Below are 20803 nucleotides of genomic sequence, written 5' to 3'. Positions count from 1 at the left end.
AAGGATTCTTTCAGCAGATGAACCCTCTCTCTAAAAGGTGTTGCGTTTGTACTATTCCCTGTCTACGCACAATATAGAATCTGATTATATTTTATACAAGAGTTCTAATTTTAGTCAATAGGATAACCTTAACTTGTAAAAGTTATTCTATGCATAACATTTTTTTGGTGAGCCCGTCTTTCACGTCTTTACCCAGTTTGCATAAATTATTAAAAAGGGGGATGGGGGGGCTTCTTCTTGGCTCGTAGATATTTTAGGAAAGCCCGCTTTCCTGGCTGGCTTCTAACGGTTAAGAACGCAATTGGACAATTTACATTACCACTGATAGTCTTTCAGTTGATCCGGACATTATTATTCCCTTCAGCCGTTGATTTTTTCATTATCTTGATTCTCCTCGTATTACATTTTGGGATTGGTCATGAGTATTTTTAATAGATCTCGGTAAAATGACTAAAACCAGCAAGAAGATCACATATAGTCAACTATATGTGATCTTCTTCATCATGTATATGAATATTTTTTGGTGCGTTTTCGTCCATAGAAGGAGGAGGAGCTATCATAATAGCATCACAAAAATCACGAATCTTTTTCATTGCTCTTATTCTGCTTTCAAGCCTGTGCACCAATTCGATTTGAGAATATTGGGTTCTTTTGCTGCAGTATAGATCTACTGCATTAAATACCGGTTCTGGATAGGATAAATAACTAATTAATAGTCCTCGTTCTTCATTTAAAAGAGGGACATGCTTCTCATATAAATCCAATAATGCCTTTCCTTCTTCAATCGACCAATCTCTCTGATGTGCTGCTCTTCGAAAATACACGGCCAAATCTCTGACCGGTGTGTCCAGCACTGCTTTTTCAAAGTTAAGCAAATGTCCTTCCCCGCTCGGGTTGAATATCAAATGGTTTCTTGAAACTTTTCCATGGCATAGTACACTTCTGTATCGCTTTTCACGCTGACACGTATCGTACCAATCTCTTAATCTTCTTTTCGCTTCTTCAGTCATTCTCATGATCTGATGAAAGTGGCTTAGATAAGTCAGTTCAAAAGGAGACATATACGTTTTCTGTTCAGCTTCCTCTGTAAATCTCTCCATTTCAAACTGCCTGTTTTCCCATCTGTTCATTAAATATTGATAAGAATGTTCAACGACTTCATTCGAAAAGTCTTGTTCTTTTAGTGTCAGAGCATGCACCTTACCTAGATGATCAAGCAGCACTTCATCCTTTGCTCTTTCGTTTCTCTCATCAGATGCGAACCAAGGCATAAGATAGTAGGTTTTGGGCCCAAGCTGAACGGTATAGTCACCGAATTTGGTTGGATATAAAGGAACTACCTGATGGAAACCAATTTCTGAAAGCCTTTGAATAACATGTGTGAACCAGTTTCTTTCATCTTCGCTCATCTCTGCTTCTTTAAGTGCAAAAGTTCCTCGTTTCGTTATGACCTTCTTCACTTTCCCATGACGTTCAATCTTTTCAGGAAAAAGATCATAATGAAATAGAACGGGCCCGTAATTTAGTGTCTCCTTTTCTGTTGTCATAGGGCCACCTTCTTTCTGTTTTCATCAAACCATTCAGTAATCGTTTTTAAGAAAGTCCGGTTTGCCTCCCAAATGGCTTCGTACCTATTCATTCCTTCAACTAGTTTTTCTAGACTGGTGTTGTCTAGCCCTTGTAGACAATCATTCAGTTCCCACGGTGTTGTGATTTCGGCTAATAGCAGCAGCCCTTGTTCACCACTTAACGGGAATATACGATCGATCTCTGTCAAAATCATCTTTAATGATAAAGGTGAATTGTGTTCCAGCCATTCGAATAAAAAATTCCGTATCGGCAGGTAGCTTTGAACCGGTTGGGAATCACCACCTTGGTAAAATAAAAAATGAAAGATTCTTTTTCCATTATCGATACCTATTTCTTTTTCAAAAACGGGAACTGCAGCTTTTGGAACTTTCTTTTTTAGCGCTTCAGCAAATATCATCCTCTTTTTCGCTTCAGCTAAACTTTTATTGACGATCTGGAACGTTCCGTCTGCGAATTGTTTAGCAAGTTCCATACAATCATTAAAATGAAACGAATGTTGTTTGACAGGTAGCTCTTTCTCATACTGTCCTTGTACAGCGGCCGTTAACAGCTGACCAATAAACTGCCCCCATCTTTCTACTTCTTCACAACCAAACGGTGTCTCTGCAAAGTCATGAAGCGTAATCCAGTGCCGGCCGTCAAACACTGCATCTTCTCCATCTCTTGTTCTAATCATTCTGTCAGGAACGGCGAAAGAGCCCTTTGAAGACTCATCTCGCCATCTAACATGCCACTTTAGCAGTTCTTCGTCTTTCCAATACCTTACTCGTTTCTCTCCAAAATCTGTCATGATAATATGAGGCTCTTGTTTCCATCTCACCCCATATAAATCATATTCATTTTCTAAGAGGTTAATGAGCCCCATGGCAGCACCTCATTTTAGCGTGAACTTACTGGAATATAGATAATTTGACCTTCAGATACTTCACCCTGCTGTAAGCGATTCATGCGCATCAACGTGTTTAAGGAAATATCATATCTTTCACAGATGTGTTCTAAAGAATCTCCGCGCTGGAGAATATACATTTTCATTTTTGAAAAACGTTCTTCTTTTCCAGACAGCATCTTCGTTAAATACAAAGCATTTTCATCCTTCGTTTCTTCCCGCTCTTCATGTTGTTCTTCCTGTTCTTCATGTTGTTCTTCCTGTTCTTCATAGTGGCTGGCTTCAGCTTGATAATCATCGGAGTAATCATGATCGTCTGTATGTTGATAGCTTTGATCATCATATTCTTGTTCGGGTTCATCATGATATATCTGTTCTCCATACTCCCCTGAATCATATGGACGGTTTCCAGAATGTTGTTCCTGATATGCTTGATAGTTGTTTTCTTGCGCTGAGTAAGCCTGTTGCTGGTATGGATTATGCTCATATGGTCTTTCCGGCTGATAGGACGGCTGGTACTGATAAGGATTCTGCTGATTGTAAGTGTTTTGAGCCTGATACTGCTCTTCATTATACGGCTGATCATAATTTACGTATTCTTCTTCCACTTCTGTGTAGCTTTCATTATAATTGAGCTCTTCTTGCTCTTCTTCATTTTCCGCAAAGTAGTGCTCCTCAGTCTCTTCTTCTCTTTCTTCCTCTTCGTTAGAATCCCGCATATCTTCATTAGAGAATGCGATGGACTTTAATGAATCAAAGGTTGCATCCATCGTTGTATCGTCAACTTCTTCAAAATGCGGTTTGAACTCGAAAGTTGTTTTCTTCTCCGATCTCACTTCTGTGTTTTCATCTCTAAAACTTGCTTGAAACTCGTTTTGCTGTGGTTGAGAAGGTGGTATGCCACCACTCTGGCGGGCTTCAAACTGAAAAGGAGTAAAGATCTCAGATTTTTCTTCATTCTGATTAGAACGTTCTTCAACAGCTGAACGTATTGTTTCTTTAGGCAATTCAAAAGCTTGACTTTCCTGACGCTGTTTTTCATCCTTTATTCCATAGATACACATCGATGCTGAAAGTTCAAAACAAGTTGAGTTCGGAAGTTCATATTCGAAAGACTCGACTTCTACTTTTACCTGGTTTGAATCTTCAACACGATAGGATGGAATTGTAATGTCAACAGGAAAACGATGAACCAGTTCTGTAGCCCCGTCTTCCGCAACATTCAACTGTGTAAGAGATCGATAAGAGACACCTTCGGATAAAGGATTTCCTTCTAAAGCTCCATCAGTATCTTCCTGTTTTTCTGCTCGATATTTTCCGTTTAAAATAAGGGCTCCTTTGATATAAACCTGTCCGGCTTCCTCACTGATGTTTATTTCAGGATTAAGTGACATCGACAAAACTTCAGCTACTTCCTGTCCTTTCTTAAGCCAAACAGACTCCTCAATGGAGAAACGCAGCTTCGATTGACTCATGCCCTTCTCCTCCTTTCAATTGCATATAGTTATACAATATAGGTGTATGTGAGAACAGGACGAAATATGATTCGGAGTTCAATCTCTGTTAAATAAAAATAAGGAGATTATTTTTACGGTACGTGTTTTTTTATTCTGTTACACATTCGCTCAAGATGCCCCGCTTTTCGCTCAAAATCACTGAGTTACGCTCAGAATCGCCGAGTTACGCTCAAAATTTTTGATCTTCGCTCTGAATAGATAGCTTTTCGCTCAACCTTGCTAATTCGAATCTTACTTAGCACTACAAACAGCTTGATAGACTGTCATCTTGGCTTAAATGCTTTCAATGATTTGTAACTCATCTGTTTTAACTTCTTTTTTCATTTATTAAATAAAAAAAGAGGCTAAAAACCAAAAGTTTTTACACTTTTGAGTCAGCCTCTTTGATCTGGTTTTAAATTTTCAAGATAACGTCTATTTCAATTGTGAGAATGCTTTCCTGAATGCATTAACGGTCTTGTTAATATCGTCTTCAGTATGTGCAGTTGATAAGAATAATCCTTCAAATTGCGAAGGAGGTAGAGAAATACCTTCATGAAGCATCGTGCGGAAACAAGAATTAAAATGATCTAAGTTTGATAATTTGGCAGTATCGTAATTCGTTACATCTTGATTAGTAAAGAAGAATCCGATCATACTTCCTGCACGGTTGATCGTATGGTCGATCCCATAGTGTTCCGCCGCTTCAGATATTCCTGAAGCCAACTGATCACCAAGCTTTCTAAAATAATCGTAGCTTTCTATTGTTAGCTGAGAAAGAGTAGCATAACCTGCAGCCATAGCTAATGGATTTCCAGACAATGTGCCAGCCTGATAAATCGGTCCGCTTGGTGCAATCTGCTGCATGATTTCACGTTTACCACCGTAAGCACCAACAGGCAGTCCTCCGCCTATTACTTTTCCTAAACAAGTAAGGTCTGGTGTTACACCAAAATAACCTTGCGCACATTCATAATCCACGCGGAATCCTGTCATAACCTCATCAAAGATTAATAGAGATCCATGTTGTTCCGTCATCTTACGTACCCCTTCGAGGAATCCCTTCTGAGGAGGTACAACTCCCATGTTTCCTGCAACAGGTTCTACGATTACGCAGGCAATGTCTTCTCCGAACTGATCGAATGCTACCTGCAGGCTCTCTAAATCATTGTACGGAACCGTGATCGTATTTTGAGCGATCCCTTCAGGAACTCCCGGCGAGTCAGGTAATCCAAGTGTCGCAACACCTGAACCTGCTTTGATCAGCAAGGAGTCGCCATGACCATGGTAGCAGCCCTCAAACTTTACGATCTTGCTTCTACCTGTATAGCCACGAGCAAGCCGAAGTGCGCTCATTGTTGCCTCTGTTCCGGAGTTTACCATACGAACCACTTCTATAGAAGGAACTCGATCAATCACAAGTTTCGCCAGTTTCGTCTCCATTTCGTTCGGAGCACCAAAACTCGTTCCCCGTTCAGCAGTCTCTTTAAGCGCTTTTACCACTGCTTCATCCGCATGACCAAGAATTAATGGACCCCATGATAGCACATAATCAATGTATTCATTTCCATCAATATCATAAATTTTAGAGCCTTTGCCTCGTTCCATAAACACGGGGTCCATGTTCACAGATTTAAAAGCACGTACAGGACTATTCACGCCGCCAGGCATATATTCTTTTGCTTCTTTAAAAGCTGCGATCGATTTTTCAAAACTTCTCATATTGTCACCCTCCTTCAATTTACTGGTTATCCTTCAGCCATCTTGCCGCATCTTTTGCAAAATAAGTGATGATAAGATCAGCACCGGCTCTTTTCATAGAAATTAATTTCTCTAGCACAATACTTTTTTCATCTACCCATCCATTTATGGCTGCTGCTTTAATCATTGAGTATTCTCCGCTCACATTATAAGCAACAAGCGGAAGCGGGTATCGATCTTTTAATTCACGAAGGATGTCCAAATATGATAAGGCAGGTTTAACCATTAAGAAGTCTGCACCTTCCGCAATATCTGATTCTGCTTCACGAAGTGCTTCCAAACGGTTTGCCGGGTCCATCTGATACGTTTTTCTATCGCCGAATTGCGGAGTACTGTGTGCAGCATCACGAAATGGTCCATAAAAGGAAGAAGCATATTTGACAGCATAAGACATGATTGGAATTTCTGTATAACCCGCTTCGTCCAATCCTTGTCTGATCGCTGCTACAAAACCGTCCATCATGTTAGAAGGAGCAATGATATCAGCTCCAGCTTCTGCTTGAGAAACTGCTGTTTTTGCCAATAACTTTAGTGTTTCATCGTTAACAACATAGCCGTTCTCTATAACACCGCAATGACCATGGTCTGTAAACTGACATAGACAAGTATCGGCGATCACCGTTAGAGATGGTGCGATTTCTTTAATCTGGCGAATGGCTTTTTGTACAATTCCGTTATGATCATATGCCGAACTTCCACAGTCATCTTTTTGATCAGGAACACCAAAAACAATGATAGATTGAATCCCTAGACTTACTACTTCTTTAACCTCTTCTTCTAATAAATCTAGTGAAAGATGATACACACCTGGCATAGAAGGCACTTCGTTCTTAACATTTTCACCCTCCACAAAAAATAGCGGATAAATAAAATCTGATACGTGAAGATGTGTTTCTCGTACGAGTGAGCGCATGGAGTCTGTTCTTCTTAAACGACGGTGACGCTGGAAATTCATATTAGCTTCCTCCTTGATAATAATGTGCAGCGAGTTTCACCATATCTTCTGCTGTGTATCTTTCAGGCATACTAACATGATGGAACCCTTTCTCGAGAGCTGCTTGTTTTGTTGTAGGTCCAATACAAAAAGCAGGGGTCTCTAAAATCCTGCTTTTGTTCTTCTTTTCAAAATACGCAATCATAAAAGATACAGCAGAAGGACTTAAGAAGAAAAAGCAATCAGCTTTTAAGACCAAACTCCAGTCAAGATCCTCAGCCGCTTTCGTTTCATAAACGACCATCTCTTCCACTTCTGCGATGTCTTTCAGTCCATCCTTAATATAAGAGGGAGCAAGACTACCTTTAGGAAAAAGCACCTTTTCTCCGACACTTATCTCTTTTTTCAAACATTCAACAAGGGCGACAGCATCATACCGTTCAGGTACCAGAACTGACTGGATTCCCCACTCCTTTAACGCTCGCGCCGTTTTTTCCCCGACTGCCGCAATTTTATGATGCTCAAACGACCATTCCCTATCGTTAAGGATTCTAAAAAAATGATCAACGCCATTCTTGCTGGTGAAAACAATCCATCTGTAGCGAGATAAATGGTGTTTTGAGAAATCAGGATCCACTCCTGTTATTTTCACAACCGGAAAAGAAAGCGGAATGCCTCCTTGTTCTTTAATTTGCGATAGTAATGAATCTGCTTGTTCTTTAGGCCGGGTAACAAGTACTGATTTACCTGCTAATGGACCTTTTGGTGTTTTCATTAGATGTCTAGTTCCTTTTTCACATTATCGAGAATTTGCTTTGCACCCATTACTTTTAGTTCCTGTGCAAGTTCAACCCCTACATGATGAGGATCTTTCCCTGTTTTCATCTCTTTTAATACTTGTTTTCCTGTCGGATCTGCTACCAATCCTGTTAACGTTACTTCATCGTTTTCTAAAGTGGCGTATGCTGCAATAGGTACTTGGCAGCCGCCTTCTAACGTATCTAAGAAAGCCCGCTCTGCTAAAACAGTCTGAAATGTATATTCATCATTTAATGTCGCTAATAGCTCTTTTACTTCAACGTCATCAGTTCGGCATTCAATCGCAAGTGAACCTTGTCCTACTGCTGGCAAGCATAAATCGGTATCCAAAAATTCAGTAACTACATCCTTTGACCAGCCCATTCTTTCAAGACCAGCTGCAGCTAGAATAATAGCATCGAATTCACCGGATTTCAGCTTTTCTAAGCGTGTATCAATGTTTCCCCGTATAGATTTAATCGATAAATCAGGACGGGTATGTAAAACCTGTGCCGCTCTTCTTAAAGAACTCGTCCCAACTACTGCTCCCTCTGGCAGATCACGTAAAGAGGAATATTTTTCAGAAATGAGAGCATCTCGTGGATCTACACGTTTAGGCGTACATGCGATCTCTAGCCCTTCTGGCAAAGCAGCCGGCATATCCTTCATACTATGAACAGCAATATCAATCTCTTTATCTAACATCGCCTGCTCGATTTCCTTAACAAAAAGTCCTTTTCCGCCCACTTTAGATAGGGTAACGTTTAAGATCACATCACCTTTTGTTACAATCTCTTTCACTTCGAACTCGAAGGGAAGACCTGTTTTCTTTAATTGGTCAATTACCCAGTTTGTCTGAGTAAGTGCTAATTTACTTCTCCGTGAACCTACTATTATTTTTCTCATTTATAAAAACTCCAATCTCTTTACTTATACCAAAGGTGAAACTCAGTAAATGTAGATGCTAAAAAGTAATTAATAAGGACCACCAGAAAAGCTGCTGTATTCCAGAGTGCTAGGGTTTTACCTTGAACACCCCTTGCTACTTTTTGATATAGGTAAGTGCTGTAAACCAAAATCACAATAAAAGAGGAGATAACTTTTACATCAAGGAGTGTAAAGTTATTTATCTTCCAGAATGCCCATATCACACCTAATATTAAACTTAGCAGCAATAGCGGGACACCTACTGTATTTAAACGGAACGAGAGCTTCTCAAGATACGAAAGGCTTCCGAATCGCTGAAGCCGTTTACTCCATTTTTTCTTCTTAAGCATACCGTGCTGAATCAAATACATTAAAGAAAAAATAAAGGATAAAGAGAATGCTCCATATGAAATAAAGGCCATCGTGATATGAATGATTAATAGTTCTGAAATGAGCTGCTTCTCAATGACTGCACTTGCTTGCCCTGTCGGTGCAAACAAGTGGATAGAAACAAGCAAAAAGCCTAGGACGTTCGTAAAAAACACGAGGAAGTCCACTCTGAAAAACCTGCTCATTACAACAGAAAAAGTAACAAGGATCCAGGCATAAAAAAACAGTCCTTCTGACGGTGTTAAGATTGGAAACCGCTGATCTTCCAGCATCCGTAACACAAAGAAGACCGTTTGCAGCACCCAGACAATAGAAAGCAACCAGAAAGCAATCTGGTTTGCTTTCCGGTTGTTTTGAAGAAAATCTATAAAATAGCCCGTGATGCTTAGTGCATATAAGACAATTGTAAGATCATATATCCAATTCATTTTGCTCACACTCCATGAGCTCGAGGGAAACAATCCATTAAGTTCTTGCCGTAAAAGGATGGACAGACTCATCAGCTAATGATGCTTTGTCTTCTCTGTTTGCAGCAAAACCTGTTTCCGACTGCTTGTGTTTATCCAAATAATCTTCTAATGCAAAAATCTCAGTAAATAACTGCAGCTGTTCATCTGCATCAGCTTGCCCTGCAATTTCTTTAGCTCTCGTAACAGGATCTCGTAAAAGCTGGTTTACGATACTCTTTGTATGTTTGCTTAAAATCTTTTTCTCTCGCTCGGTTAGATCAGGCATTTTGCGTTCTATACTCTGCATCGTTTCAGCTTGAATGTTCAAGGCTTTTTCACGAAGGGCAGAAATTAATGGGACAACACCAAGCATTGAGATCCAAGATTGAAAATCAACGATTTCTGATTCGATGAGAAGCTCGATCTTTTCCGCTTCTTTTTTGCGTTCTGCTAAGTTTGATTCAACAATTCCTTCTAAATCATCAATGTCGTATAAGAAAACGCTGTCTAAATCATGCAATGCAGGATCTAAATCTCTCGGAACTGCTATATCCACCATAAACAGGGGAAGCCCTTTTCGTTTCTTGATGGCTGGCGCAGCCATTTCTTTTGTAATAACAAAATCATTTGCTCCAGTGGAGGAGATCACAATATCTGCTTTAACGAGCAATTTCTCTAAATCATTAAAAGGGTGAGCGACACCATGAAACTTTTCTGCTACTTCTTTTGCTTTTTCAAATGTACGGTTAATAACAAGGACTTCATTACCGCCACTGGAATGAAGATGCTTAGCTGTTAACTCGCCCATTTTACCTGCCCCAACGATCAGAATCGTTTTATTCTGCAGTCCCCCGAATATTTTCTTTGCCAGTTCAACAGCTGCATAGCTGACTGAAACTGCATTCTCGCCAATATCCGTTTCAGAATGGCATTTTTTCGCAAAAGTAATGGCTTGTTTCATCAGTTTATTAAAGATGGTTCCTGTAGCAGATAGCTTTTGTGATTCAAGAAAGCTATCTTTAACCTGACCAAGAATTTGAGTCTCTCCGATTACCATCGAATCCAGGCCAGCTGTTACTCGGAATAGATGCTCTACAGCTGCTTCACCTTCTCTAATACTTAAGAAAGGTGAAAGCTCTTCTTTTGCAATATTAAACCAATCTGCTAAAAATGATTTGATATAGTATCTTCCTGTATGAAGCTGATCTGCAACCGCATAAATTTCAGTACGGTTACATGTAGAAACGATTACACATTCTAGTATACTTTTTTGTTTACGGAGTAAAGAGATCGCATCCTGTATGTCAGTGGGCTGAAACGCAACTTTTTCCCTGATTTCAACAGGAGCTGTTTTGTAATTAAGTCCTACCACTAAGATATGCATGCGCTCACCTCCTTTTTATGTATGTTTTCTGTGTTTATTATACCATGGACAAAAGTATAAATTGCCGGTATATTGTGAACAGAATTTAAACGTTTATGCTATGATAGGGTTATTCATTTTAGGTATGTAACCGTATTAGGATTTCCTGATTTTCTAAAACTTAGCACCATTAATTAAAATAACAAATTTCGACCAAATTAGCAAAGGTTTAACACATATTGGAGGACTTATGAAACAACAGAGTAAATTTAGCGGATTTATATTGATCGGAATCGGATTATTCTTCTTTGCCATGCAGATGAACATTGAGATCATTCAGCCCTATCTTACCTGGCCAACCTTGATCCTAATTATCGGACTTGCACTTCTAATGCAAGCCGGATCAGGAAAAGACGCCTCACATTTATTTTCAGGTGTTTTCCTGACAGGCCTAGGTATCCATTTCCATGCTTTGGGAAAAATTCCTTCCTGGCCGGAGCCATTACAGATGATCACTTTACTTACAGGGATCGCATTCTTAATTCAATATAAAAAAGGGAAAGACGGCCTCTTACCCGGACTATTATTAACAGGACTATCCCTTTGGTTAATCTTTTTTAACCAGAATACCCCTTCTGTAGAGAATATATTTGCAGAAGCAAAAAATTTCTGGCCGATTATACTTATGGTCTTAGGCGCTTATTTCATATTTTTCAAGAAAAAATAAAGCAGTGTACCTCTTCGGAGGACACTGCTTTATTTTGGTTTCTTAATAGATTGTAGCTTAAAAAGGAAATGCTTCTGTGATTAGTTAATTGAAGTGGAAGGGCGAGACTCCTGCAGGATGAGTGGGACAGGTGAGACCGTTTAATGTCGCAAAGCGACAAACGGGCTCCCCGCGCACCCTGCGAAAAGCGAGTCCGGCAACGGAAATTAACCACTTTCAAGACTACAAAGCATCAAAAAACTTCTTTTATTTTGTTAGATAAGAAGTTAGGATTCCCCAAGCTTCGTCTTTTCCTTGTCCGGTTTCTGAAGAGAAGAGGACAATCTTATCAGATGGATCCATGTTAAGTGTCTCTTTGACTATCTTTTTGTGCTTATCCCATTTTCCCTTTGGAATCTTATCACTCTTTGTAGCCACAACGATAACTGGAAGTTCGTGATATTTTAGCCAGTCGTACATCAAACAATCATCCTTTGAAGGAGGATGTCTAAGGTCGACAAGCTGAACAACGGCTTTCAGTTGCTCTCTCTCAACAAGATATTGTTCGATCATCTTGCCCCAAGCTTCTCTTTCAGTCTTAGACACTTTTGCGAATCCGTAGCCCGGCACGTCTACAAAATAAAAACTGTCATTTAATATATAAAAATTCAGAGTTTGCGTTTTCCCAGGTTTCGAAGATGTACGCGCTAAATTTTTACGATGGATCATTTTATTGATAAAGGAAGATTTCCCTACGTTTGAACGGCCAGCCAATGCAATTTCAGGAAGGTTGCCTTCCGGATATTGTTTAGGACCTACCGCTGAAATGACTATTTCTGCTGTATTAACTTTCACTTTTCATCACCTGCTAATGCTACTTTTAAGACTTCATCCAAGTGAGAAACGAGGATAAAGGAAAGACCTTCTTTTACAGTCTCCGGAATTTCTTCAATATCCTTTTCATTCTCTTTAGGAAGAATGATCGTTTTTATTCCCGCTCGATGTGCGCTTAAAGATTTTTCTTTCAATCCGCCAATTGGCAGAACACGCCCTCTAAGCGTAATCTCACCTGTCATACCAACATCACGTCTCACTGGTCTCTTCGTAAGGGCAGACACCAGTGCAGTGGCAATGGTAATCCCAGCAGAAGGTCCGTCTTTAGGTGTGGCACCTTCTGGGACGTGAATATGAATATCTGTTTTTTCGTAAAAGTCTGGAGCAATCCCCAGTTCTTCTACTTTTGTACGTACATAACTCAATGCTGCTTGTGCAGACTCTTTCATAACATCCCCAAGCTTACCCGTTAGAATCAGCTTACCTTTTCCTGGTGACAGGGCAACTTCAATAGACAGTGTATCTCCGCCTGCCGTCGTATACGCTAACCCAGTAGCTGCTCCAATCTGATCTTCTAGTTCAGCTTGACCAAATCGGAAACGCGGTTTTCCAAGGTAATCTTCTATATTCTTTCCAGAAAAGATCACCTTTTTCTTTTCAGTAGATACAATCTGCTTCGCAGCCTTTCTGCATAGACCAGCAATCTGACGTTCCAGATTACGAACTCCTGCTTCACGTGTGTAGTTGCGTACGAGTTTTAATATACAATCATCCTTGAACTGAATCTGACTCTTCTTAAGGCCATGCTCTTTTAACTGTTTAGGAATCAGGTGATTTTTTGAGATATGAAGCTTTTCCACTTCTGTATATCCCGCAATCGAAATAACTTCCATTCTGTCTAAGAGCGGTCCAGGAATGGTAGAGAGTGAGTTTGCAGTCGTCACGAACATCACTTTAGATAGATCATAAGACTCTTCGATGTAATGATCGCTGAACGTACTGTTCTGCTCGGGATCTAATACTTCAAGCATCGCTGAAGATGGATCCCCTCTAAAATCACTCGACATCTTATCGATCTCATCGAGCAAGAATACAGGATTTACTGTTCCGGCCTTCTTCATTCCTTGAATCAATCTGCCTGGCATAGCTCCTACATACGTTCTGCGATGCCCGCGGATCTCTGCTTCATCCCTTATACCACCTAAAGAGATTCTGACAAAGTTACGACCGATGGCACGTGCAATCGAACGCGCTAATGAGGTTTTACCGACTCCTGGCGGTCCAACAAGGCACAAAATAGGACCTTTTAATGAATTCGTCAATTTTTGGACAGCTAAATACTCCAGAACACGATCCTTCACTTTTTCAAGGCCATAATGGTCTTCGTTCAAGACGGTTTCTGCATGAGTAATATCCAGATTATCAACCGTTTCTTGTTTCCAAGGCAGGTTAACGAGCCACTCTATATAGGTTCGGATCACTGAACTTTCCGCAGAAGAATTAGGCATTTTTTCATATCGGTCCAATTCTTTCTTTGCGATCTCCATAACATTTTCAGGCATATCAGATGCTTCGATCCGTTCCTTCAACGAAGTAACTTCACCCATCTTGCCTTCTTTGTCCCCAAGTTCTTTCTGAATGGCCTTCATCTGTTCACGCAAATAATATTCTTTTTGCGTTTTTTCCATCGCCTTTTTAACGCGTTGGCCAATTTTCTTCTCGAGTCCTAGCACTTCTTTTTCATTGTTTAAAATAGCCAGTAAATGTTCCAATCTTTCCTTCACATTAAAGATTTCTAAAATCTTTTGTTTTTCTTTAATCTTTAAGGAAAGATGTGAGGAAATCACGTCTGCAAGCCTTCCTGGTTCTGTTATATCTTGTACAGATGCCAGGGTTTCAGGAGTTACTTTTTTAGAGAGGTTTATGTATTGTTCAAACTGCGTTAACACCGCTCGCATCAACGCTTCTGTTTCTGCTTCTTTCTCAACAACTTCTTCTGTCAGCTCTATCTCTACTTCAACATGTGTTTTTTCGTCCATAAAAGAAGTGATTTTTCCACGTTGAATACCTTCTACCAATACTCTTATCGTACCGTTTGGTAATTTAAGCATTTGATTGACTTTTGATAAAGTCCCAATATTGTAAATTTCCTCTTCAGCTGGATCTTCGATAGAAACTTCCTTTTGAGTTGATAGAAAAATCATTTGATCATCAAGCATTACTTTCTCAAGAGCTTGAATCGATTTTTCTCTTCCAACATCCAAATGAAGCACCATTGTCGGATAGACCAACAATCCGCGTAGAGGGAGGAGCGGAAGAACTCTTTTTTCCCCCATTAAAAACACCTCCGAAAACTGCTGTGTAATCATTATTAATATGCATAGTCTTTGTACAATTCTACCGATAATGCTTAACTTTGTCTAATGTTTGGTATCCGAAACACGTTTATTAAACAAAAAAGAATCCCCTTCTTCTCCTTATACTGAAGAAGGAGGGGAATTTAAAGCCGCCGAAGCAGGAATTGAATCTTCAGAACTGTCATCTAAAAATACATATTCAAATACTTCAGAGAGTTTTTTTACTGGTATAATCTCGATACCTTCGATGCTCTCAAATATCTTCTGGTTGTTCTCAAACGGAATCAGTACCCGTTTAGCTCCAGCATCCTTGGCCGCTAATATTTTCGCCATTACTCCGCCAACAGGCTTTACTTTACCATGAATACTTATTTCACCTGTCATAGCTACTTCATGATCAACACGTATTTTATGGATCGCAGAATAGATAGAGGATGCAATCGCTATACCTGCTGATGGACCATCTACTGGGCCGCCTCCAGGGAAATTCACATGAATATCGTACATAGAGGCATCAACACCCATGAATCGAAGTACAGTAATCACATTCTCTACTGACCCTTTAGCCATACTTTTTCTGCGAATCGATTTTGACTGATTGCCGATACTCTCCTCTTCAGCAATTCCGGTAATCGTAATCGATCCTTGCTTTTTGGCTGGAAGCACGGTTGTTTCGATCTCTAGGAGCGCTCCGCTTGTCGGTCCGTAAACTGCTAGCCCGTTCACTAAACCGATCTTCGGTTTGCTGCCGATTTTTCTCTCCGGTCTTGGAGCCATTCTGCTTGAATGAGTAACCCATTCTACATCGCCTTTTGTAATACTCTTTCGATCTTCTGTAATCGCTAATCCAGCCGCAATTTGAACCATATTTACTGCCTCACGTCCGTTTTTAGCGTATTGAGCCATATATTTTAGTGATTCCTCATCGATACCAAGCTGGATTTTATCTGCAGCACGTTTAGCAATCTGCTCAATTTCAGCCGGTTGAAGCTCCCTAAAGAACACTTCAAGACACCTTGAACGGATGGCAGGAGGAATCTCATCCGGCATACGAGTAGTAGCCCCGATCATTCGGAAATCCGCAGGAAGTCCATTTTGAAAAATATCGTGAATATGATGAGGGATGTTCGGATTTTCTTCTGAATAATAAGCACTTTCCAGATATACTTTGCGGTCTTCTAATACTTTTAAAAGCTTGTTCATTTGAATAGGATGCAGCTCACCTATTTCGTCAATGAAAAGAACTCCCCCATGCGCGTTTGTAACAGCACCCTGCTTAGGTTGAGGGATACCTGCTTGTCCCATCGCACCAGCTCCTTGGTAAATGGGATCATGAACGGAACCGATCAGCGGATCAGCGATACCGCGTTCATCAAAACGTGCTGTTGTTGCGTCCAATTCAACAAATACGGCTGATGGACGAAATGGTGAAGTTTTATTTCTTTTCGCTTCTTCAAGAACCAATCTGGCCGCTGCCGTTTTACCAACTCCTGGCGGTCCATATACGATGACATGTTGTGGATTAGGTCCGCACAATGCTGCCTTTAACGCTTTAATTCCGTCTTCTTGACCAATAATATCTTCAAATTTGCCTGGGCGCACTCGTTCTGATAATGGTTCAGAGAGTGTAATAGACCTCATTCTTCTTAACTGTTCCATTTCTTTTCTTGATTCTTTATCCACGCTTACTTTTTGAGACCGCTGGTTTCTCAGTAAGTTCCAAAAATACAGACCGATTATAATCCCAAAAAATAATTGAATGATTAACGCTATCCCTGTCCAGTTCATCGTTTTCCTCCCGATACATATGTAGTGATAACCATAGTATCTCCGAGGATATAAGGACCTAAACGGTAATACGATTTTTTATGGAGAACCATTGAAATCGAGAAGAAAGAAAATGAATTCAATAATGGAAATACGTAAAAAAACTGACCCATCAACTATTGAGAACAACAGCTAATGAGCCAGTTTTTATTAAGCACTCTCTTTAGGAGTTTCTTTTGATTGTTCGATAACCGTACCATCTTCAAGTTCTAAAGTTGGCGGTACTTTATCCGAAATCGTTTCTTTTGTAACAATACATTTTACAACATCTTCTCGAGAAGGCAGCTCAAACATTACGTCCAGCATGACACCTTCGATGATCGAACGAAGTCCACGTGCACCCGTCTTACGTTCAATCGCTTGAGTAGCAATCTCACGAAGCGCATCATCTGTGAACTCAAGCTCTACTCCATCGATATCTAAAAGCTTTTTGTATTGTTTTACCAATGCATTCTTAGGCTTTGTCAAGATCTCGATCAATGCATCTTCATCCAACGGATTCAGGTTAGAAATTACTGGTAAACGCCCGATAAACTCTGGAATTAAACCAAAACGAAGCAAGTCTTCAGGAAGGACTTTTGATAAATATTCTCCTGCTTTTAAATCTGCTTGTTTTGATTCTGAACTAAAGCCAATGACTTTTTTACCTAAACGGCGCTTGATAATTTGCTCGATTCCGTCGAACGCTCCACCACAGATGAATAAGATATTCGTCGTATCAATTTGGATGAACTCCTGATGCGGATGTTTTCTTCCACCTTGTGGAGGGACACTCGCAACAGTACCTTCTAGAATTTTAAGAAGGGCTTGCTGAACACCTTCTCCAGATACATCACGTGTAATGGACGGATTTTCTGATTTACGTGCAATCTTATCAATCTCATCAATATAAATGATTCCTTTTTCCGCTTTTTCAACATCGTAATCAGCAGACTGAATTAATTTAAGAAGGATGTTTTCTACGTCCTCACCTACATAACCCGCTTCTGTTAAAGATGTAGCATCAGCAATAGCAAAAGGTACGTTTAGAATTCTCGCCAAAGTCTGTGCAAGAAGCGTCTTACCGCTTCCTGTCGGTCCGATCATAGCGATGTTACTCTTTGCCAGTTCAACATCATCGGATTTTTGAGAAGAATTGATTCTCTTATAATGGTTGTAAACGGCTACAGAAAGCGATTTCTTTGCTTGGTCCTGTCCAATTACATATTCATCAAGAATCTTACGGATTTCTACTGGTTTTGGAACTTCTTTTAGTTCTACATCCTCTTCTGTACCTAATTCCTCTTCTACGATTTCGGTACAAAGCTCGATACATTCATCACAAATATATACACCTGGTCCAGCAACCAGTTTTCTAACTTGATCTTGTGTTTTCCCACAGAAAGAACATTTTAATTGCCCTTTTTCATCATTAAATTTAAACAATGATATCACCCCTAAAACGATAATATGGATGAAACGCTTTACTTCTCTTGCAACTTCTATAGTACAGGTCTATATTAATTTCTAATTGCTTAAGCATTCCGTTGATTATAATGGATTGTATCACACTTCCAATATAAAACGGAAATAAAAACCCTTATTCAATATGTATGGTATGGCTCTATATAAGTATGAACATTCCTGCGTGTTTTAAAACCTATTTTTCAAATAGCAGGTTAAATAATATTATGTATGGCAAAACAAGGCACGATAGTAGGATCGCGCCTTGTTTTACTCTTGCATATTGAATTTAATTAAGCCGTTTTGCTGTTTTCAACAAGGAAGTCGATCGCTTTGCGAACTTTTAAGTCAGCTGCAACTGCATCGTTTCCACCTTGCATAGCAAGCATTTGCTTGATTTGTTCAACTTCCATCTGGTACATTTCAGCCATCTTGCTAAGCTCTGCATCGATTTCCTCTTCAGAAACTTCAATGTTTTCCGCTTCAACGATCGCTTCAAGTACTAGGTTTGTACGAACACGCTTCTGAGCGTCTTCTTTCATTTGCTCACGAAGTGCTTCTTCACTTGTTCCAGAGAACTGGTAGTAAAGGTCAAGGTTCATACCTTGCATTTGAAGACGTTGACCGAACTCTTGAACCATACGGTCTAACTCAGTGTTAACCATAGCTTCAGGAATTTCCATTTCAGCATTTTCAGAAGCCTTCTCAATCACTGTTTCGCGTGTTTTGTTTTCAGCTTCTTGCTTTTTGCTTTCTTCAAGCTTCGTACGAAGTTCTTTTTTCAAGTCTTCAAGCGTTTCAGCATCGCCTTCAACTTCTTGTGCAAACTCATCGTTTAGTTCTGGAAGTTGTTTTGTTTTGATGTCATGAATTTTCACTTTGAAAACTGCAGGCTTACCTGCTAATTCTTCAGCATGGTATTCTTCTGGGAAAGTAACGTTTACTTCCTTTTCAGTTCCAGCTTTTTCACCAACAAGTTGCTCTTCAAAGCCTGGAATGAATGAACCAGATCCGATTTCTAATGAATAGTTTTCAGCTTTTCCGCCTTCGAAAGCTTCTCCGTCAACAAATCCTTCGAAATCAATGTTTACTGTGTCGCCATTCTCGATAGCTCCATCTTCCTTAACAACTAGCTCAGCTTGTTGTTCTTGTAAACGAGTAAGTTCGTTTTGAACATCTTCATCTGTTACTTCAGTTTCAGTCTTTTCAACTTCAAGACCTTTGTATTCGCCAAGCTTAACTTCTGGCTTAACGATCACTTTAGCAGTGAAAACAAGGTTGCTTCCTTGTTCCATTTTTTCGATGTCCACTTCAGGACGATCTACTGGCTCGATTCCTGTTTCTTGAACAGCATCGCCATATGCTTTTGGCAATAGAATGTCTAGAGCATCTTGGTAAAGAGACTCTACACCAAAGCGTTGTTCAAAAAGTTTACGCGGCATTTTCCCTTTACGGAAACCTGGAACGTTAACCTTTTTAACCACTTTTTTAAACGCTTGGTCTAGCGCTGTATCTACTTCAGAAGCCTCAACTTCAACAGTTAAGACACCTTGATTGCCTTCTAGCTTTTCCCATTTAGCACTCATTAATATATTCCCTCCAACATCGGTATTTCCATAAATATCATATAGATTACAACCATTCCATTATAGCATAGACACATTGTATTTCAACAAAATCCATCACTTTCTCATTAAGTCTGCAAATAAAATCTTTCCAGTTCCACTAGAAGCTTTACTGCATTCTTTAATTCAGGGTCTTCATTTTCCGTATCATCTTCTATTCCACATAAGATAGAAGCGGCAGTCACAGATGCTTCAAACCATAAGAGTTTATTTTCCGGCTTAGGAACGAATGGATAGAGTGCTAACGTATAGTCCTTCCAAACTGCCAATGCTATATCTAATAAAGATGGATTTTCTTGTTCTAACTCATCTTGTATTAAAGCTTTTACTTCCTTATAAAAAGGATTCTCATTCCACTCTCTTAATTCCTGGATAGAAACTTCTTCAACCTGTCCATACTTTTCAACCTTAACGATCTTATTGATTTCATTCTCTTTTAAATATTGAAGAATTAAACTTTTTACAGCAGGGTGTTTGGATTCATCTACTAAGAAGGATTCGAATATGGGTATCGTAAGATCAGGTCCTAGTTTCTTTAGCTGTTGAACGGCTATCCATTGCGAGTCAGCCCTTTCACTTTGCAACATATCCTTTAAGTCGCTTAAGTTAGAATTCTCTTTATGTACCGTTTCTTCAGGATGAATCTTAACTTCTGGGACTCCTTCTTGTTCGATGACCTTTCTGCTGAATTGAAGGAGCTGATAGAAGGTTTCTGCTTTATCAGCTGGGATTTTTTGTTCTTCTAACACAGCTTCGATCACTGAAACGACTGTTATGTATTCGGATAATTGAACAAGTATGCTTAAATAAATTTGAAGAACATCATAATATTCGCCGATTCCCTCTTTAAGCATCCTATCACAGCGTGTTTTCGCTTCTTGCAGCCTTCCTAACTCAACCAAACTTAAGACAAGTCCGAGGTTACCTTGTGAATGCATCGGATCAGTATGAAGCAGTTGTTCAAAACAGGACAACGACTCTTCATATTGTTTATTCTTCAAAGAATCCATACCCTTTTCTAATAACCGTCCTGTTAAATTTGGAAACCGAATGATATTGTTTTTGTTTTCTTTGTCTTTTGTCATCACAAATCTCCGCTTCCGTTTAGATTTGACTAAAGAATATCAGTTTCAACTTCGGAACTCAAGATAAGGCTGATTGTTCCTTTGGTTGCTTATCACATAAAAATCATGATTCATCACATATTTTTACTTTTATTGGAAAGTGGTATCCATCTGAGAAAAACACAACCTATAAAAAAACTCTTAAAGGAGTGCTCCTTTAAGAGTTTCAGCTTGTAGACAAAGTCATGTCTACAAGCTTTTTTTATTGTACAATTAAAGTAGATAATGTTTGAGGGGAGAAATATACATGTTATCTAAGCATACTACTGAAGGACGTCACCAAGTAACTCTAG

At 39.6% G+C, this 20803-nt stretch carries 17 protein-coding genes and 1 other annotated feature (1 of these 18 cut by a window edge); of the genes, 2 read left to right on the top strand and 15 right to left on the bottom strand.

What is annotated here, in order from left to right; translation table 11 throughout:
- Nucleotides 1-74: a binding site (T-box leader), on the bottom strand; it reaches 154 nt to the left of the window's first position.
- Between the two features lie 163 nt (nucleotides 75-237).
- Nucleotides 238-432: a hypothetical protein gene (locus M3206_RS00085; protein WP_251310478.1), complete on the top strand. Its 195-nt coding sequence runs from the start codon at nucleotides 238-240 to the stop codon at nucleotides 430-432.
- Nucleotides 433-482: 50 nt separating this feature from the next.
- On the opposite strand, the gene ysxE is transcribed toward M3206_RS00085, so the two are convergent.
- The 9 genes from ysxE to hemA all read right to left on the bottom strand — a co-directional run bounded on the left by ysxE (nucleotide 483) and on the right by hemA (nucleotide 10615).
- Complete coding sequence (gene ysxE, locus M3206_RS00080; protein ID WP_251310477.1) at nucleotides 483-1547, bottom strand: spore coat protein YsxE; 1065 nt, start codon at nucleotides 1545-1547, stop codon at nucleotides 483-485.
- Entirely contained in the window at nucleotides 1544-2455 is a 912-nt protein-coding gene (locus M3206_RS00075) for a hypothetical protein (RefSeq protein WP_251310476.1), read from the bottom strand. Before M3206_RS00075 ends, ysxE begins: the two co-directional genes overlap by 4 nt.
- Nucleotides 2456-2469: 14 nt before the next feature.
- Nucleotides 2470-3951 (bottom strand): LysM peptidoglycan-binding domain-containing protein, encoded by a 1482-nt coding sequence (locus tag M3206_RS00070; RefSeq protein WP_251310475.1) that lies wholly within the window; start codon nucleotides 3949-3951, stop codon nucleotides 2470-2472.
- A 456-nt stretch (nucleotides 3952-4407) separates the two neighbouring features.
- A complete protein-coding gene (hemL, locus tag M3206_RS00065; protein ID WP_251310474.1) occupies nucleotides 4408-5694 on the bottom strand; it encodes a glutamate-1-semialdehyde 2,1-aminomutase in 1287 nt (428 codons plus the stop codon).
- Nucleotides 5695-5713: 19 nt separating this feature from the next.
- Entirely contained in the window at nucleotides 5714-6688 is a 975-nt protein-coding gene (gene hemB / locus M3206_RS00060; RefSeq protein WP_251310473.1) for a porphobilinogen synthase, read from the bottom strand.
- Between the two features lies 1 nt (nucleotide 6689).
- Nucleotides 6690-7442, bottom strand: a complete 753-nt coding sequence (locus M3206_RS00055) for a uroporphyrinogen-III synthase (RefSeq protein WP_251310470.1) — start codon at nucleotides 7440-7442, stop codon at nucleotides 6690-6692.
- On the bottom strand, nucleotides 7442-8371 hold the full coding sequence (hemC, locus tag M3206_RS00050) for a hydroxymethylbilane synthase (RefSeq protein WP_251310469.1): 930 nt from the start codon (nucleotides 8369-8371) through the stop codon (nucleotides 7442-7444). Before hemC ends, M3206_RS00055 begins: the two co-directional genes overlap by 1 nt.
- 20 nt (nucleotides 8372-8391) lie before the next feature.
- On the bottom strand, nucleotides 8392-9210 hold the full coding sequence (locus M3206_RS00045) for a cytochrome C assembly family protein (protein WP_251310468.1): 819 nt from the start codon (nucleotides 9208-9210) through the stop codon (nucleotides 8392-8394).
- Nucleotides 9211-9247: 37 nt separating this feature from the next.
- Nucleotides 9248-10615, bottom strand: a complete 1368-nt coding sequence (gene hemA / locus M3206_RS00040; RefSeq protein ID WP_251310467.1) for a glutamyl-tRNA reductase — start codon at nucleotides 10613-10615, stop codon at nucleotides 9248-9250.
- A 229-nt stretch (nucleotides 10616-10844) separates the two neighbouring features.
- Here hemA and M3206_RS00035 point away from each other — a divergent pair, with 229 nt between their 5' ends.
- On the top strand, nucleotides 10845-11321 hold the full coding sequence (locus M3206_RS00035; protein WP_251310466.1) for a LiaI-LiaF-like domain-containing protein: 477 nt from the start codon (nucleotides 10845-10847) through the stop codon (nucleotides 11319-11321).
- A gap of 246 nt (nucleotides 11322-11567) precedes the next feature.
- On the opposite strand, the gene yihA is transcribed toward M3206_RS00035, so the two are convergent.
- From yihA to M3206_RS00005, 6 genes are all read right to left on the bottom strand, one after another.
- Entirely contained in the window at nucleotides 11568-12155 is a 588-nt protein-coding gene (gene yihA / locus M3206_RS00030) for a ribosome biogenesis GTP-binding protein YihA/YsxC (RefSeq protein WP_251310465.1), read from the bottom strand.
- Nucleotides 12152-14470, bottom strand: a complete 2319-nt coding sequence (lon, locus tag M3206_RS00025; protein WP_251310463.1) for an endopeptidase La — start codon at nucleotides 14468-14470, stop codon at nucleotides 12152-12154. Before lon ends, yihA begins: the two co-directional genes overlap by 4 nt.
- 141 nt (nucleotides 14471-14611) lie before the next feature.
- Complete coding sequence (gene lonB, locus M3206_RS00020; protein ID WP_251310461.1) at nucleotides 14612-16279, bottom strand: ATP-dependent protease LonB; 1668 nt, start codon at nucleotides 16277-16279, stop codon at nucleotides 14612-14614.
- A gap of 189 nt (nucleotides 16280-16468) precedes the next feature.
- Nucleotides 16469-17743, bottom strand: coding sequence for an ATP-dependent protease ATP-binding subunit ClpX (gene clpX, locus M3206_RS00015; protein WP_251310459.1), 1275 nt, complete (start codon nucleotides 17741-17743; stop codon nucleotides 16469-16471).
- 311 nt (nucleotides 17744-18054) lie between these two features.
- Nucleotides 18055-19347, bottom strand: a complete 1293-nt coding sequence (gene tig, locus M3206_RS00010) for a trigger factor (RefSeq protein ID WP_251310458.1) — start codon at nucleotides 19345-19347, stop codon at nucleotides 18055-18057.
- Between the two features lie 107 nt (nucleotides 19348-19454).
- Nucleotides 19455-20471 (bottom strand): hypothetical protein, encoded by a 1017-nt coding sequence (locus tag M3206_RS00005; protein ID WP_251310457.1) that lies wholly within the window; start codon nucleotides 20469-20471, stop codon nucleotides 19455-19457.
- Between the last annotated feature and the right edge of the window lie 332 nt (nucleotides 20472-20803).

It is taken from the genome of Fictibacillus phosphorivorans, from assembly GCF_023715845.1.
Taxonomy (GTDB): domain Bacteria; phylum Bacillota; class Bacilli; order Bacillales; family Fictibacillaceae; genus Fictibacillus; species Fictibacillus phosphorivorans_D.
This window is presented reverse-complemented; position numbering and strand designations above follow the sequence as displayed.